Annotated in this window: 18 protein-coding genes; 8 read left to right on the top strand and 10 right to left on the bottom strand. The window is 32.1% G+C overall.

Annotated elements, in window-relative coordinates; all coding sequences use genetic code 11:
* Positions 1–27: 27 nt before the first annotated feature.
* From LQ675_RS12225 to LQ675_RS15015, 3 genes are all read right to left on the bottom strand, one after another.
* Complete coding sequence (locus LQ675_RS12225; protein WP_239727655.1) at positions 28–717, bottom strand: 4'-phosphopantetheinyl transferase family protein; 690 nt, start codon at positions 715–717, stop codon at positions 28–30.
* Positions 718–1,726: 1,009 nt separating this feature from the next.
* Positions 1,727–1,942 (bottom strand): SDR family NAD(P)-dependent oxidoreductase, encoded by a 216-nt coding sequence (locus LQ675_RS15020; protein ID WP_058590938.1) that lies wholly within the window; start codon positions 1,940–1,942, stop codon positions 1,727–1,729.
* A 35-nt stretch (positions 1,943–1,977) separates the two neighbouring features.
* The gene (locus tag LQ675_RS15015) at positions 1,978–2,226 is read right to left on the bottom strand and encodes an SDR family oxidoreductase (protein WP_158258763.1); all 249 of its coding nucleotides are present in this window, start codon (positions 2,224–2,226) and stop codon (positions 1,978–1,980) included.
* Between the two features lie 344 nt (positions 2,227–2,570).
* On the opposite strand from LQ675_RS15015, the gene LQ675_RS12215 reads away from it, so the two are divergent.
* The 5 genes from LQ675_RS12215 (at position 2,571) to LQ675_RS12195 (ending at position 6,079) form a co-directional block, all read left to right on the top strand.
* Positions 2,571–3,137: a phosphoglycerate mutase family protein gene (locus LQ675_RS12215; RefSeq protein WP_058590940.1), complete on the top strand. Its 567-nt coding sequence runs from the start codon at positions 2,571–2,573 to the stop codon at positions 3,135–3,137.
* Positions 3,138–3,186: 49 nt separating this feature from the next.
* Complete coding sequence (locus tag LQ675_RS12210) at positions 3,187–3,546, top strand: hypothetical protein (RefSeq protein ID WP_084756261.1); 360 nt, start codon at positions 3,187–3,189, stop codon at positions 3,544–3,546.
* A gap of 149 nt (positions 3,547–3,695) precedes the next feature.
* Positions 3,696–4,175, top strand: a complete 480-nt coding sequence (locus LQ675_RS12205) for a GNAT family N-acetyltransferase (protein ID WP_239727643.1) — start codon at positions 3,696–3,698, stop codon at positions 4,173–4,175.
* Between the two features lie 186 nt (positions 4,176–4,361).
* A complete protein-coding gene (locus LQ675_RS12200) occupies positions 4,362–5,192 on the top strand; it encodes an ABC transporter permease subunit (protein ID WP_179135351.1) in 831 nt (276 codons plus the stop codon).
* Complete coding sequence (locus tag LQ675_RS12195) at positions 5,189–6,079, top strand: ABC transporter permease subunit (protein WP_048540374.1); 891 nt, start codon at positions 5,189–5,191, stop codon at positions 6,077–6,079. Before LQ675_RS12200 ends, LQ675_RS12195 begins: the two co-directional genes overlap by 4 nt.
* Positions 6,080–6,111: 32 nt before the next feature.
* Here LQ675_RS12195 and LQ675_RS12190 read toward each other — a convergent pair whose 3' ends face one another.
* The 4 genes from LQ675_RS12190 to LQ675_RS12175 form a co-directional block, all read right to left on the bottom strand.
* On the bottom strand, positions 6,112–6,450 hold the full coding sequence (locus LQ675_RS12190) for a hypothetical protein (RefSeq protein WP_048540373.1): 339 nt from the start codon (positions 6,448–6,450) through the stop codon (positions 6,112–6,114).
* Between the two features lie 158 nt (positions 6,451–6,608).
* On the bottom strand, positions 6,609–6,875 hold the full coding sequence (locus LQ675_RS12185; protein WP_084756269.1) for a Txe/YoeB family addiction module toxin: 267 nt from the start codon (positions 6,873–6,875) through the stop codon (positions 6,609–6,611).
* A complete protein-coding gene (locus LQ675_RS12180) occupies positions 6,868–7,122 on the bottom strand; it encodes a type II toxin-antitoxin system Phd/YefM family antitoxin (RefSeq protein ID WP_084756271.1) in 255 nt (84 codons plus the stop codon). Before LQ675_RS12180 ends, LQ675_RS12185 begins: the two co-directional genes overlap by 8 nt.
* Positions 7,123–7,280: 158 nt before the next feature.
* Positions 7,281–8,912, bottom strand: a complete 1,632-nt coding sequence (locus LQ675_RS12175) for a ribulokinase (RefSeq protein ID WP_084756273.1) — start codon at positions 8,910–8,912, stop codon at positions 7,281–7,283.
* 161 nt (positions 8,913–9,073) lie between these two features.
* On the opposite strand from LQ675_RS12175, the gene LQ675_RS12170 reads away from it, so the two are divergent.
* The 3 genes from LQ675_RS12170 to LQ675_RS12160 all read left to right on the top strand — a co-directional run bounded on the left by LQ675_RS12170 (position 9,074) and on the right by LQ675_RS12160 (position 12,232).
* Entirely contained in the window at positions 9,074–10,144 is a 1,071-nt protein-coding gene (locus LQ675_RS12170; RefSeq protein WP_084756275.1) for an alcohol dehydrogenase catalytic domain-containing protein, read from the top strand.
* A 26-nt stretch (positions 10,145–10,170) separates the two neighbouring features.
* On the top strand, positions 10,171–11,406 hold the full coding sequence (locus LQ675_RS12165) for an MFS transporter (protein WP_084756277.1): 1,236 nt from the start codon (positions 10,171–10,173) through the stop codon (positions 11,404–11,406).
* A 64-nt stretch (positions 11,407–11,470) separates the two neighbouring features.
* Positions 11,471–12,232 (top strand): DeoR/GlpR family DNA-binding transcription regulator, encoded by a 762-nt coding sequence (locus LQ675_RS12160; RefSeq protein ID WP_107603004.1) that lies wholly within the window; start codon positions 11,471–11,473, stop codon positions 12,230–12,232.
* 303 nt (positions 12,233–12,535) lie between these two features.
* On the opposite strand, the gene LQ675_RS12155 is transcribed toward LQ675_RS12160, so the two are convergent.
* The 3 genes from LQ675_RS12155 to LQ675_RS12145 form a co-directional block, all read right to left on the bottom strand.
* Entirely contained in the window at positions 12,536–13,231 is a 696-nt protein-coding gene (locus LQ675_RS12155) for a type 1 glutamine amidotransferase domain-containing protein (RefSeq protein WP_153654197.1), read from the bottom strand.
* A gap of 1 nt (position 13,232) precedes the next feature.
* Entirely contained in the window at positions 13,233–14,156 is a 924-nt protein-coding gene (locus LQ675_RS12150) for an NAD-dependent epimerase/dehydratase family protein (protein ID WP_153654199.1), read from the bottom strand.
* Positions 14,157–14,350: 194 nt separating this feature from the next.
* Positions 14,351–15,301, bottom strand: coding sequence for an alpha/beta hydrolase fold domain-containing protein (locus tag LQ675_RS12145; RefSeq protein WP_048540365.1), 951 nt, complete (start codon positions 15,299–15,301; stop codon positions 14,351–14,353).
* Between the last annotated feature and the right edge of the window lie 33 nt (positions 15,302–15,334).

The following is a 15,334-nucleotide window of genomic DNA, read 5'->3' as shown; positions in this document are numbered from 1 at the left end:
TCTCTAGTATGTAACTTAGTTAATAAATTACACATTCTCCTTCCGTGTTATTTGATAAGCAAATGAAACTGTTGCTTCTTTACGAATATATACTGTTTCACAATTCCAGCCCAATGGTTGATGATGATTAAGATCAATAACTATATTCTGAATTGAATCTACAAACACGTTTCTTGTCGGATATAATAATCCTTTTCCTATTGCCTTACCATATGATTCTTTTTGAGTCCAAATCTTATAGAACTCCTCCAATTTATTAGATGCAATTTCTATTAGCTTATAATCTCTTTCAGAAAATAATGTCTCTGTAATAGAAAGTAGATCATTATCACTTAAGTACACATGCTTCTGTACATCTATACCAACATCCAAATTTCTACTAAAAATGAAAGCTAAATAACCGTGACTATGTGATAAATTAAAGTTTAGTTTATCGCTAAATGGTTTATCATGTTCTGGAAAATTAAATGTTAATATATCGTATGACATATGAAATTCATTTTTTATAATCTCTCTTAATAGGAAATGCGAATAAGCGTATTCATATTTTGCACGCTCGTCTTTATATAAGTTGAGTTTTTCTTTTTCAAATGTTGTAAAATGCAACGACAACTTATCATATGATATTTTAGGTAAATAGCTTAAATGGGTATAAACGACTAAAACGTGCGGTCGAAATAACTTTCTATATGGATATTCAAATTGACCTAAATGCACTTAATCCCTCCTCATTACAATATATGCTTTCTTAATAAAGTGTCTCTAAACTAGAAATCTGTAACTATATTATTTGTTTTAATATGAGTATTTACTTTATGAATAAAATTTATATGATGTCATGATATTTCTATTTGAGAAAAAATTTAAAATCGTCTTTATTGATAAACGTAGTCATTACGTTTTAACAATTAAATTTTTTTATATTCATAGGTTTTACCATGAATATGTTTTTTAAATGAAATTTCATTTCTATGTATATTTCATTAACAAATAATTCATATGAAAATACTAAAACTTTCAATTTTATTCATATAAAAATTATTGGATCCGCCGCCTGCAAATGGAAATAAAAGAATAGATTTATCAAATTCATTATGGTTGTCGATCAAATATTTATTCAATAAAACATCCACTCCTTGTGTCATTTGTTATTATTTTTAGAATCTTACAGGATTATAATACATCAACTGATAATCATTATCAATTGACTTCTATGTAAAAATTTCCAAATCAACAAAAATTAATAATTAAATCTTTAATTATCATATATTATACATATACTAATAGATTATATTGATATAGCGTTAATCATTATATATATTTTATATCTATAGCATCAAAAATTATTTGTTTTATTTAATGAATGATTATGTATTCTCCATTTTCATAGCGTGCAATACTCAGCCTTTCTCTGTTCAAAATACTCTCTTCGTGAAATGTAATCAGCAAATACTACAATAGAAAAATAATTTGTAATATTTATCCAAATAAGTTCATGTACTTTAAAACTTTTTAATACAAATTACACTTTTGCGATTCTTTTAATTATTTTCTTAGTAATTTCTCTATAAAAATATCCATAAAAAACAGAAGTCTCGATAAGAGTCTTCTGTTTTTTCATTCTATATATTCAACTTCATTTAGTATGCTATTTGTCCTCCGTCTGCGAGATAAACTTGTGCTGTCATGAATTTAGCTACGTCTGAAGATAGGAATAATACCATTTCTATGGATTGCCTTTCCGAGATTTAGTCATTTCTGTTTCTGTTAGTCCTGGTGCAATCGCATTAATTCTACCCCCATTTTCACCGTAATCGAATCTTGCTGATTTTGCCATCCCTACTACAGCATGGTTAGCTGCAATATATGGATTCATTTCAAGGTCTGCTATTAAACCTGCTACAAAAGCTGTGTTTACAATCGTTCCACCGTTTTCAAGCATGGTTGAATTTCATATTTCATAGATAAGAAGACGCCTTAAATGTCTACATCTAATACTTTATCAAAAGTATCTACGTCAATATCATCAAATTTATTTAGTTTATTTAGAATACCTGCGTTATTATATACATGATCTAAACTGCCAAATGTTTCAACTGTTTTATCGACTAAATTTTTCACTTGGTCAGGTTGTGAAACATCTGTTCTTACAAAAATGGTTTTACTATATTTGTCTTTGATTTCTTGAACCGTTTGTTTAGAACGTTCATCAAAATCATCAAACACAATATTTCACCATTTTTATCAAATTTTAAAGCAGTAGCCTTACCAATACCCGAAAACGCAGCCGTAATCAGAACCGTTTTGCCTTCAAATTCACTATACTTAATCATCCGAATCACTCCTATAATATTTAATACTTATATCACATTAAGTAAATTTACATTATTGTTACAAAGTAACTCAGGTAAAATATAAATTTTTCAAAATTATTTATTTTAAATCATTATCTTTTTATTAATGAAAAAATATTGCCTGTGAAATGAATTGAAGTTGTATTATTATTAATGATTGAAACCTAACAAATAGCTATAATAAAACATATAATGAAGATTATGGGGGTAGCTATAATGATTTATATTATAAGACATGGTCAAGCTGAACATAATACAGATGAACCTTATAGTTTTAATATAAGGAATCCAAAGTTAACATTACAAGGAAAAGAAGATTATAAAAAGTTAAGAAAAGAAATTAGAAGTGATTCAAGATTTTGGGTTAGTCCTACTGTCAGAGCTATAGAAAGCGCACAATTATTAAGTGATGAAAATGATATTACAGTTGTTGATATATTAGCACCTAGAATTTATCCTTATAAAAAAGTTTCTTTAAATCCATGTGATCAAATGGTACCAAGTGATTATAATATAAGTTTGAATTTTATAAGTGTAACCGACGTAGCGCATCCAAATGATTTAAATGAAGAAGCATTTATTTCACATTTTAAAGAATTCATTGATAAATATATAGATGATGATAAAAATAATGTAATCATAACTCATGATGGCGTTATAGCAACTTTATTGGCGTATTATAAAAACATCAAACTTGAGCGAGATTCGAATCATGATTTGATGTTACATGATGATATATTTAAATTTAACAAGCAAGACTTTTTAAAAGGCTTTAATGAATAAAATAATTAGTTTTAACAAATTCAAAACTTTTATTTAGGTGTGGTACGAGATGGTAGAGTTATTTGTTGTATTAGGGGTTATTTTGACCAATGTCATTTATGATGTAATTGTCTATATGACGCATAATGATATTTCATATATGATATGTTTATTTGCCTACAGTATTGGTATATATTTAAGATATCAATTTCACGAGAGTCAAATACATGTAACACGAAGACAAAGGATTAAAGCGTTATTTATAAATCTCACGATATTTATGAGTATGAGCTTAGGTTTTATACTGCTAAAAGCAGCTGGGTGGGCAAATATTTATACAATGTTAATCTATTACTTTTTTATAGTTGGCGTTATCATTCTTTATATAAATAGAAAAAACACTCAAGTACGCGATAGCCGTGACAAATAACGTCATGGCTTTTTGTTATCTTGTTATTCAGGTATTTTCACTAATAATTGGGCAAAATGATTGGGTTCATATATAATGAGGCCTAATATTATTTCAAATAAATTAATCTAACATAATCTTGATTAAGCCCAAAGTAAAGGAGTTCTTTTATGATTATTCGAGAAATGACACAAGAAGATAACGCAAAAGTAAAAGAAATTATACAAAGCTCATTAGAATCACTTGGACTTGCGATTCCTGGGTCAGCTTATTATGATCCTCAACTTAACGATCTTCACAAATATTATGCTAATTTAAACCATTCGAACTATTGGGTAGCTGAAATTGAAGAAGAAATTGTGGGTGGCGTTGGAATGGCCCCGTTTAACGAACATGATAAAGTTTGCGAATTACAAAAATTATATTTAATTCCAAAAGCACAAGGACTAGGACTTTCCAAGAAACTCATGGAAACCGCTCTGTCCTTTGCCTTTGAACAATATGAACAATGTTATTTAGAAACAATGCATGAATTAAAAGCAGCATGTATCCTATATGAGAAATTTGGATTTACACTGTTAAACGAACCACTCCCAGGTTCTGACCACTCCGCAATGGATGCGTGGTATATAAAGTCTAAAGAAGATTAATAAAAGCCATGACAAATTACGTCGTGGCTTTTATTTCATTTCTCAGCAACAATACTTTCTATACACCCTTGTAAATACCTTCAAAAATATGTAAATTAAATATAAGTATCATTTTACACTAGCAGTAATACATATTATCTTTAGAAAGTAGGTAAATGCCTTATGAGAAAATTATACAATTTCATCATGGCGATAATTGCATTCTTATTATTAGCATGTTTGCCTGCTTTATTCGATGATCAACATTTTAGTTTCTTGAATTATCTTAATGCCTTGAAGTCGACATTTTTATACACATTTCATCCTCAAGAGATTATATTTACAAATAAAATATCACATGTTGAACGCAGTTTATTTCCATTCTTTATTGAACCTTGGATAAATACTATTGTGATTTTGTTTGCTGCGCTATTGTTAGCTTTTATCGTATCTTTATTATTTACATACCTTCTATATGTTAATGACCATATTAAAAAATGGTATTTAAAAATTAATACAGTTCTATCTATTATTCCCGATATTTTTTACATACCTTTTTCTATTTCATTGGTGATATTATTTTATCGATATACAGATATTCTATTGTTTAATGTAGCGAATAGTTCCGAGGATAAAGCTTTAATATTCCCTATTTTGGTGCTATCCATTATACCTTTAGTGAGTAGTGTGACATTTTTAAGTAGTATTCTAGATGATGTATCTCGTGCAGATTTTGTTGAATTTTCTAGAGCGAAGGGTTTATCAAATATAGAGCTATACTTTAAACACATATTAAGGAATTTGTTTGCATCATATTTAATCAATTTTAAACATATTATTTGGATCACGCTTTCAAGTTTATTACTTTTGGAAAGAATCTTTAACATGCACGGTTTGTCATCATTTATATTTGATTATGGATCTCCAGAAGTATTATTTGTCACGTTTATATTGATTTATGTACCTATATCTCTCGCCATATTTATGAGTCATAAAGTATTATTTACCATCACTGGCGTACGGGGAGGGTTATCATGAAGAAATTTTATATACTATTAACGTTACTTATCTTACCCGCCCTAGTTGGTGTGATTTATTTTGATTTACTAAACATCACGCCTAAATCTATGAATTTTCTATACAATTCTAATGGGGATATTATGAAAAGCTCGCCATTTGCACCTAGCTTTAAAGCATTGTTTGGTGTGGATACCGCTTCTAAAAACATGTTATTTGAAGTGTTATCAGGATATCGTATCACTATACTGATTATCATCGTCATATCAAGTTTATCTGTTCTTTGTTCAGTAGTAATTGGAACTTATTTAGCATTTAATCGCAAGACAACAAGTATTTACAGTATCTTCTCTAATGCTTTATTTTATATTCCTCAATCTATATTGGCGTATATCTTATTACAACCTTTACTATATGAAACAATAGATGGATTTACGACTAATATGCAATTTAGAATGATTTATAATATCATTATTCTGACAATCTTAATGACACCAACGACAACAATGCTGATAAAAGAATCAACTCAGCATATATTAAATCAAGACTATATCGAAGCTGCTTATACCATTAGTCCTCATGATAAACATATTTTTATCAAACATGTATTACCTAACATACAAACTCAATATTTAATCATATTTTTGAGAATATGTTTTCAAACTTTGCTCGTCATGACACACCTAGCCTTCTTCAAAATATTCTTAGGAGGTACAAAGGTTTGCTATGGACCCGCATGTGAAATTATAGAACGACCAAGTATCAATGACTTAAGCAGTTTATTAGGCTTTCACTCTAACGAGCTAACAACAAACTGGTGGACATTCTACGCACCATTAGTTGGCATATTATATATATTTATCATTATTAATTTGATGTCTCAGGAATTGAAAATAGAACAAAAGTAAAGTGACAACCAAGAAATATATTAAAGTAAATATTATTCATAAGAATTTAGTATTTCTCGACTTTTTTCTAGTAACATTTCTGAAACAATAAATGATTTTAAAATAGAAATTATGTTTCTTCTTATAAAAATAGGATTAATTCTTAAAGCTTTTTGTTCAAAAGCAAGATTATTACCATTATAGTTCTTTACTAATGCAGAGAATTCTCTTAAGTCTTTTTTAGATAAATCAAACAAAACTACAGTCTCCTGAATTGTAGGTTCTTTCATATCTTCAGTATGTAGTAGTCCGATAAGTGTTAATAAGCTAGTGTTGTGAAATTTTAACTTTTCAATTTCATCTAATAATAATTTGTATTCATTACTTTCCAATAAAATCCCTCCTTTAAAGTAAATAAGGGTCATAACTCAAGCTATAATTTTATCATAAGGTTGCGTCACTAAGATTGTATCTCAGCTTCAACTATTCTTATACAAACCGAAAAGGAAAAAGATAAATAAAAAGACTCTAAAATAAACTAGAGTCTTTTTTAATAATGATATCTACATCCTATAATGATAATGTGATTTTCTTTAACCATATAAACAAGTCTGTGTTCATGATTAATACGTCTACTACAGTAGCCTTGTAAATTGCCTTTTAGTGGTTCAGGTTTACCTTCTCCTTCTAATAGGCCATCGCGCTGAATACTTTTTATTAGACTGTTAATCTTCTTTAATAACTTTTTATCTTGTGCTAGCCAATACTCATAATCTTCAAAAGCGGAAGGCGTAAATGTAATGTTTCGTTTACTCATAGGATTCTATATCTACCTCAACAGTATTATTTCCTTCCGCTTCTTCAATAGATTTTGCTAAGTGTTTAGCATTAGCAGGTGATTGTTGTAAATAAAGTGTCTCCATAATTGAATTATAATCATCTTCACCCATTAAAACAGCATTACTTTCATTAGTAGTAATCGTTACGGTATCACTATCATTATTTACTTTATCAATCAATTTCCTAAAATTTTTACGAGCGTTCGAATAACTTATTACAGTCATACTAAAACCTCCTTTAACACATTAATTGTACCACATGCTGTACAATTACCCAAGCTGGAAAACTAATTCGCAGTCTTCGTGCGATACGACCTGATTTTACCCTATAACGCACGATATCTCTCAGTCTTCGTGCGTCCATGACCACCCTCAACCCTACTTTATTCAGCCAACGCTAAGACTGACTTCATGATTCTTGCTTTTTTATAACCGTGTATGTCATGTAGTTCTTTATATGCATTAAAGAGTGTTTCATAGTTCTCCACTTTATTTGTTGTTGGTTCTATTTCATATAGTACTGGTTCTTTCATTGCTTGTGCCGCTTCTTTGACAGTTTGATAAGCGCCTCCTGCTACTGCGCCTAATATTGCTGCACCTATTGCTGGAGCGTACTCGCTATCTATAACGGTTACTTTCTTATTGAGTACATTTGCGTATATTTCCATAAGCAATTTATTACGTTTCGGTATACCGCCACATGCAAATACATCTTCAACGTGCATACCCCAATCTTCATATTGTTTCATAATCATCTTTGTACCATATGCTGTTGCTTCAAGATATGCGCGATAAATATCTTCATATTTCGTGTGTAATGTCAGTCCAAATATACTACCTCTCAAACTACTATCACTTAGTACACTTCTATTGCCGTTATGCCAATCTAAAGCAATTAATCCACTTTCTCCTGGCATTTTGTGACTTGATTTTTCTTCTAACAATTGATGAATGGAAATCCCTCTATCATCCGCTTCTTCACAGTATGCTTTTGGTGCTTGATTTACTGTAAATTCGAATAAATCTCCAACTGCTGATTGCCCTGCTTCATATGCATATAGTTCAGGAATAATAGCTCCTTTTACTGATCCAGATATACCTGGTACTTTTTTCTGTTCATTACTTAACATTAAATGACACGTACTTGTACCCATCACCATCGTCATTTGCCCTTCTCTTTCTGAACCGATTCCTAATAAACTAGAGTGTGCATCAATAATAAATGGGCTCACTTGTGTTTGTTTTGACAAGCCTAATTTAGACGACATTTCTGGTGATATGTAACCTGCAGATTCACCGATATTGATGACAGGTGCTTCTAACTTTTCTGATACGATATTGGATAATGATTCATCAACTTTATCGAATAAATCATAATGAAAACCATTTTCTTCTTCCCAAAATGATTTAAAACCTAACCCACAGTTAGATCTAATGTTCTGATTGGTTAATTTATTTACAATCCAGTCACCTGCATCCATAATGGCATACGTTTCATTAATGACTTCAGGTGCCTTATTCATTACTTCCATTATTTTTGGAATCATCCATTCACTACTTACGTTATATCCATAGTTTCCTAACCATCGTTGTTTTTGATTAATGGCTGTATCATATAGTAATTTAGCCTCTTCTTCTGCACCGTGATGTTTCCATAGCTTTACATATGCATGCGGATTATCTTTAAATCCTGATTTAGTATGGATTGGATCCATATTTTCATCAACAAATATAACAGTAGATGACGTAAAATCAATGCCTAGTCCAACGATATCATCGGGGTTAATCTTAGCATCATCAATGACATAAGGAATACCTTCTTCTAATACTTCTAAATAATCATTACCATTTTGTAATGAAAAACCATGAGGTAACTTTTGATCATGTAAATATTCATCAATCGTGCCATGTGTATATGTTTTTATAAATTGAGAAATAATTTTTCCGTTTTCTGTTTGAACGAGAAAGACCCTACCTGAACCCGTTCCATAATCTATCCCTATACTGTAAGTCATTTATATAACCTCCTAATTGAAAGCACTCACTCATTATAATAAGCATAAATGAACACAAAATCAATAAAAATGAACAAATATTGTTGACATTGTTGTATAAACGAGTATATTATACCCATATAAACACAAACGAACTTTATATATCGGAGGAATGAGCACAAATGAACAAAGAGATAATTTCACACGCTTATAGACTAACAGAGCCTGGCGTCTTTCAAGAAGCAAATATTAAACATGATTATGGAGAGAATGATGTCATTATCAAACCTATTAAAGCAAGTGTATGTCATGCAGATTTAAGATATTACACAGGAAATCGTCGTCCAGAAGCTTTAAAGAAAAAATTACCTATGGCTTTATTCCACGAAGGTATTGGAATCGTTGAAGATTCTAATCATGAACATATTAAAGTAGGCGATAAAGTTGTCATCGTACCTAATATACCATCTAGATTACAAAAAGGTGATTTTGAAAAAACAGAATTACAAGATAACTACGATGAGAACGCCGCATTTATGGGTAGTGGTTATGATGGTATTTGCCAAAGTCAATTAGTGATTCATGGTGATAACGTCGTAAAAGTACCTGAAGCTTTAGACGAAGATGTCGCACTCTTGGCAGAACTTTGTTCCGTCTCACTATTTCCAATTAATCAGTTGAAACAAATCACTACTGAAGGATCACCAAAAGTAGCTGTATTCGGAGATGGTCCTGTCGGTTATTTAGCCGCAACTGCATTACATTTTATTCACGGAATAGAGAAAGAGAACTTAATTGTATTTGGAGCTGTTGAAGAAAAATTAAATGAATTCAGCACTTTCGCGACAACTCACCTCGTCTTCGATTATGATTTCAAAAATGCTTCTGGTATACACACTGTGTTTGAATGTACAGGTGGTAAATTCTCTGAATCAGCTATTAACCAAGCAATTGATTTAATAGATAGACAAGGAAATCTCATCTTGATGGGTGTGACTGAAGAGTTAGTACCTATTAACACAAGAGATATTTTAGAAAAAGGCTTAACGTTATCAGGAAGTTCACGTAGTACAAAAAGAGAATTCGAACAATTAATTTCTTATTTCGAGAACAAAGATTATCAAGAAGCATTACGGAAATTAATTCCTGAAAATTACTACGATATTAAAAAAATAAAAGATTTAAATCAAGCAATGGATGATGCAGCAGCGCATAAGGGATGGAAAAAGACTTACTTAAAATATAATTGGTAAACAATCAAATAAGGGGATGATGAACGATGAATACAAATCAAACTGTATTAGGTATGCCTATAAAAATCGTATGGGGTTATATTGGGATACTTATCTTCATGATGGGTGACGGGTTAGAAATTGGATGGCTAAGTCCATGGTTACATGAACAAGGCTTTTCTATTAGAGAAACGAGTATTCTCTTTGCGAGTTATGGTGTAACAATCGCCATTTCAAGTTGGTTTAGTGGTGTTCTTGCCGAATCGCTTGGTGGTAAGAAGACTATGGCACTCGGTTTATTCTTATATATATTAGGAACGATATTCTTTGTTGGCTTTGCGATACCTTCTGAGAACTTAGCATTGATGATGCCAGCATATGCATTAAGAGGATTCGGTTATCCTTTATTTGCATATTCATTCTTAGTTTGGATTTCTTATAGAGCAGAACAAAAACAATTAGGATCTGCTGTAGGATGGTTCTGGTTTGTCTTCACTGGTGGATTAAATGTTTTAGGTGCAGTTTATTCTATATTTGCTATCGAAGTATTAGGTCATATTAACACATTATGGAGTTCATTATTTTGGGTACTATTAGGTGGTGTGTTTGCATTATTCGTAAACCGAGATACATTACCAACGAATAAAGGTAACTCTAAAGAAAAGCTCGCTGAAATATTTAAAGGTATTACCATTATGAAAGATGAGCCTAAAGTATTATTAGGTGGTGTTGTGCGTATTATCAATACAACTGCACAATTTGCATTTCCAGTATTTTTACCAATATACTTAGCATCATTTGGTATTCCAACATCAAAATGGTTAGGTGTTTGGTCTGCGATCTTTATTTCAAACATTGCCTTTAACCTCATCTTCGGAATTGTCGGAGATAAAATCGGTTGGCGCAACACGATTATGCTCTTTGGTGGTGTTGGATGTGGTATTACAACATTACTCATCGGTTACATTCCATTATGGACGGATGGTAATTTAGTCCTCCTTACAATAGTCGGTATTATTTGGGGAGCTTTATTAGCTGCTTATGTACCACTTTCAGCATTAGTACCTTCACTCGTAACAAAAGACAAAGGTGCAGCACTTGCGGTATTAAATTTAGGTGCAGGGTTACCTGTATTTATTGGGCCAATGATTGTAAACTTATTTATCGATATTGTTGATGCAAGAGGTGTCATTTGGATTCTTGCTATACTATATTTCACTAGCTCAATTCTTACTTACTTTATTAAGTTGCCAAATAACACGTTACAAGAGCCTGAAGTATAAAAAAGAAACATCAATTCTTTAAATTTTGATATAATAGAATAAATATCATGATGGAGATGTTTCTATGTTACCTGCAGAACGTGAACAAAATATTATTAATTTTTTAAAACAGCATAAAAAAGCAACCGTACATGAATTATCTGTTGCATTTGACGTTCATGATGCAACAATTCGTAGAGATTTGAAAAATTTAGAACAGTTTAACCATATAAAGAGAACGCATGGTGGCGTCGTACTAATTAGCAATGAAGTTGTAGATGAATTAGACTTTGACGATAGAGAATCTAGTCATAAAGCTCAAAAAGAAGCAATTGGTAAAAAAGCAGTTGAATTTGTAGAAGATCGAGATACGATTATTATCGATTCCGGATCCACAACATTACAATTCGCTAAACATTTAGTCGATAAATCAGATTTAACCATTATCACAAATGATATCCATATCGCTTCAATCTTAAATTCATCTCAGAACAAAATCATCGTTACTGGTGGCATCTTGTATAAAAATAACTATATTTTAAATGGCCAAATTACTAATCAAACATTAGCCGGCCTTAATCCAGCTAAGTTATTTTTAGGAACACCAGCCGTACACGCAGAACGAGGCGTAACACATTATAGTTCTGAATTATCACCAGCTAAAGAACTGATGGTTTCACAAGCTAAAGAAGTTTACTTATTAGCTGATAGTTCTAAATTCGACAAAGTATCCTTACACAATATCTGCCCTATTTCAGATATTGATGTCATCATCACAGATGATACAAACAACAACTACGATCTAGAAAAATATAAAGAAAAAGTAGGAAAAATGGTCATTACTTAAGTATATTAAAAAGCCGAGACGGCGAACGTCTCGGCTTTTGTCTATATTGATGGTTGAGGGGCGCACGATATCTCTCAGTCTTCGTGCGATACGGCCCTATTTTAGCCCCAACTGCACGATATCTCTCAGTCTTCGTGCGATACCACCTGATTTTGTACCCTAGCGCACGATATCTCACAGTCTTCGTGCGATACGACCTGATTTCACCCCTAACTGCACGATATCTCTCAGTCTTCGTGCGCTTTTGCTACAGCTCCATGTCCAACAACTACACCCTCTTACACTAACCTCAGTCTTCGTGCACTACTTCTTTTCTCCACTCAATATTCGTGAAACGGCTTGTGCGACTTGCTTTGGTGATTGTGGGTTTTGCCCTGTAACGAGTCTATTGTCTACTTGAACATATGATGTGAATGGTACTTTTGCTTTGTTATATTTCGCATCTCGGATTTTAAGTTCACTTTCTAACATAAATGGTACAAGGCGCTTACGGTTAGCTAATATTTCTTCTGCATTTGAAAATCCTGTGATTTGTTTACGATCGATAAAGTATCTGCCGTTTTCATCTTTCACATTCAATAATGCTGCGATGCCATGACACACTGCTGCGACAACACCACCGTGACGATATACTTCATTAACAGCATCTTGAATATACGTATTATGCGGAAAATCAAACATCACACCATGCCCGCCGGTAAAGTAAATGACATCATATATTTCAGGATTCGCTTCACGAATAGATGGACTGTCTTTAAGCTTCTCCATAAAAGTACGATTGTTATAATAAGCCTTTGTTAGTTTATCTAGCATTAGTGGATTAAGACTTACCGGATCAATAGGTGTTTCACCACCGTTTATGTTAAACAAATCGATTTGATAATCTTCTGAATTAAAATAATCATAAAAATGAACGAGTTCACCTAGCCACAGTCCTGTTGGTTTACGTGTTCCTTCATAATATTCTGCACTTGTATTAACAATCATGATTTTCTTCATATTACGATTCTCCTTTTAAAATATTTTTAATGCCTTCTTCATAAGTTGTCACTTTAAAATTAGGAAATCTTTCTTTAAATTTATCGGATTTAAAGACGTTATCATATTGATATCTTGGTAATAATTCAGTAAGTTCTTTAACTTGTTGGTTAAATAGACTACCTAATTTAAATACCCACATTGGTACTGTCATATACTTAATTTTCTTATTTAAGATTTTCTCTGCTTTTTTCAAAATATCTTTATAAGACACACTATTATCTGTTGGTAAATGCCAAGTTTCGCCGTATGCATCTGGTGTATTACCGAGCAATGCTAAGGCACGACTTGCATCAGGTGTCCATATAAGTGTACGTAATACAGAAGCATTAACCGGTACTAATGCACGTTTACCTGCTTTCACACGATTAAATACTAATGAATTGGTAAAACTTTGCGTCAATCCTGGTCCGTAGAATTCAGGAGCGCGACCAATAACAGCATTAATAGATTGATCTTTCATAGCTGATAACAACATTTCAGCTATATCTGCACGTACTTGTGATTTACGACCTTCTGGTACAAATGGACTGTCTTCAACCTGTACATTATCGTTTTTCTCATACATATACGTATTATCAAAGAATGCCAGTTTCGTATTTGTTTCTTGGCATGCTTTAATGACATTCTCCATAATCACTGGGAAGCGTTCTTCCCACATTTCTGAATTTGCAGGTAAACCAACAGCAAAATAGACTATTTCACTACCTTCCACTGCTTTAAGTGTATCTTCGTATTTCATTAAATCAGCAGCTACTAACTCGTCTGTATCATGAATTTTCTTTGGCTTTCTACCTACTAAACGTATATCTCTCGTATAATTTCTGTAAATTTCTTTAGCAATTTCTTGCCCAATTTGTCCGTTACTTCCTAAGATTGTTTGCATATCGAATGCTCCTTATAATTAATTTACTGAAAAACAGGCTGGGACATAGTGTATGTCTCAGCCACATTAAGTATTTTGGCAGTAAATGTCTTTATTGAAATTACGCTCTTTCCAACTTAATTCATTCCTACCGGGGCGAGCTTACCAATTCATTTGTTCAAATCAGGTTTCTGCCCCAATCTCTAATATATACTTTATTTATTCTTTTTATTTATCCAGTTGGTTGATATATCCATAGCTGCACGTGTTGCATTAGTTTGATCCATTGAATTAACCATTACAAAATCATGAATAATACCTTGGAATCTCATGTGTGTAACCTCAACGCCTGCCTCTCTTAATTTATTTGCATATGCTTCACCTTCATCTCTTAATACATCAGCTTCAGCATTTAATATCATTGCACTAGGCAAACCTTTTAGTTCTTCAACAGATGCTTTCAATGGAGAAGCAGTAATTTCATCCCTCTCGTTTGCATCTGTCGTATATTGGTCCCAAAACCATTGCATGCCTTCTTTAGCTAAAAAATAATTTTCTGCAAATTGATGATATGATTCCGTATCAAACTCCGCATTAGTCACTGGATAATATAATAATTGTTGATTGATGGGTAGTCCGTTTCGTTGTTTCGTCATAATTGTCATGACTGTAGCCATATTACCACCAACTGAATCTCCTGCAACGGTTAGTTTATGAATGTCTAAGTTTTTCTCATGTGAAATATCTTTTAATTGTTGCAATACATCATAATTTTGTTCAATTGCTGTCGGGTATTTTGCTTCTGGTGAAAGTGTGTATTCAGGAAATACCACTACTGAATGCGTTCTTACTGCTAGTTCTCTCACGAGCTTATCATGTGTCTTAGCACTACCAAATACCCATCCTGCGCCATGTATATAGAATATCACTGGTAGTTTCTCACTACTTCCTTCAGGGCGTATAAAACGCACAGGTACATCACCAAATTTTTCAGATGTGAATGTTGTGTCTTCTATATCTACATTATACTTATCTACTGGAGACGATTGAACTTCTTCTAATAAAGCTCTACCATCTTTAGGTTCTAATTCATAAATACGAGGATGTGACTTGTTTGCTTCACTAAATTCTTGAGCTGCTTCTTCCAGAACTACTTTATTAACCATGATATATCTTCTCCTTTAAAATCAAAATTTAAA

Source organism: Mammaliicoccus sp. D-M19 (assembly GCF_022386695.1).
Taxonomy (GTDB): domain Bacteria; phylum Bacillota; class Bacilli; order Staphylococcales; family Staphylococcaceae; genus Mammaliicoccus; species Mammaliicoccus sciuri.
The sequence above is the reverse complement of the archived record's forward strand: the minus strand, read 5'-3'. Positions and strand labels throughout refer to the sequence as shown.

Coding starts and splice junctions, on each gene's coding strand:
- LQ675_RS15020 (WP_058590938.1), bottom strand. CDS start 1,942: ATGCTTGAAAACGGTGGAACGATTGTAAACACAGCTTTTGTAGCAGGT.
- LQ675_RS12215 (WP_058590940.1), top strand. CDS start 2,571: ATGATTTATATTATAAGACATGGTCAAGCTGAACATAATACAGATGAA.
- LQ675_RS12210 (WP_084756261.1), top strand. CDS start 3,187: ATGGTAGAGTTATTTGTTGTATTAGGGGTTATTTTGACCAATGTCATT.
- LQ675_RS12205 (WP_239727643.1), top strand. CDS start 3,696: ATGATTATTCGAGAAATGACACAAGAAGATAACGCAAAAGTAAAAGAA.
- LQ675_RS12200 (WP_179135351.1), top strand. CDS start 4,362: ATGGCGATAATTGCATTCTTATTATTAGCATGTTTGCCTGCTTTATTC.
- LQ675_RS12195 (WP_048540374.1), top strand. CDS start 5,189: ATGAAGAAATTTTATATACTATTAACGTTACTTATCTTACCCGCCCTA.
- LQ675_RS12185 (WP_084756269.1), bottom strand. CDS start 6,875: ATGAGTAAACGAAACATTACATTTACGCCTTCCGCTTTTGAAGATTAT.
- LQ675_RS12180 (WP_084756271.1), bottom strand. CDS start 7,122: ATGACTGTAATAAGTTATTCGAACGCTCGTAAAAATTTTAGGAAATTG.
- LQ675_RS12175 (WP_084756273.1), bottom strand. CDS start 8,912: ATGACTTACAGTATAGGGATAGATTATGGAACGGGTTCAGGTAGGGTC.
- LQ675_RS12170 (WP_084756275.1), top strand. CDS start 9,074: ATGAACAAAGAGATAATTTCACACGCTTATAGACTAACAGAGCCTGGC.
- LQ675_RS12165 (WP_084756277.1), top strand. CDS start 10,171: ATGAATACAAATCAAACTGTATTAGGTATGCCTATAAAAATCGTATGG.
- LQ675_RS12160 (WP_107603004.1), top strand. CDS start 11,471: ATGTTACCTGCAGAACGTGAACAAAATATTATTAATTTTTTAAAACAG.
- LQ675_RS12155 (WP_153654197.1), bottom strand. CDS start 13,231: ATGAAGAAAATCATGATTGTTAATACAAGTGCAGAATATTATGAAGGA.
- LQ675_RS12150 (WP_153654199.1), bottom strand. CDS start 14,156: ATGCAAACAATCTTAGGAAGTAACGGACAAATTGGGCAAGAAATTGCT.
- LQ675_RS12145 (WP_048540365.1), bottom strand. CDS start 15,301: ATGGTTAATAAAGTAGTTCTGGAAGAAGCAGCTCAAGAATTTAGTGAA.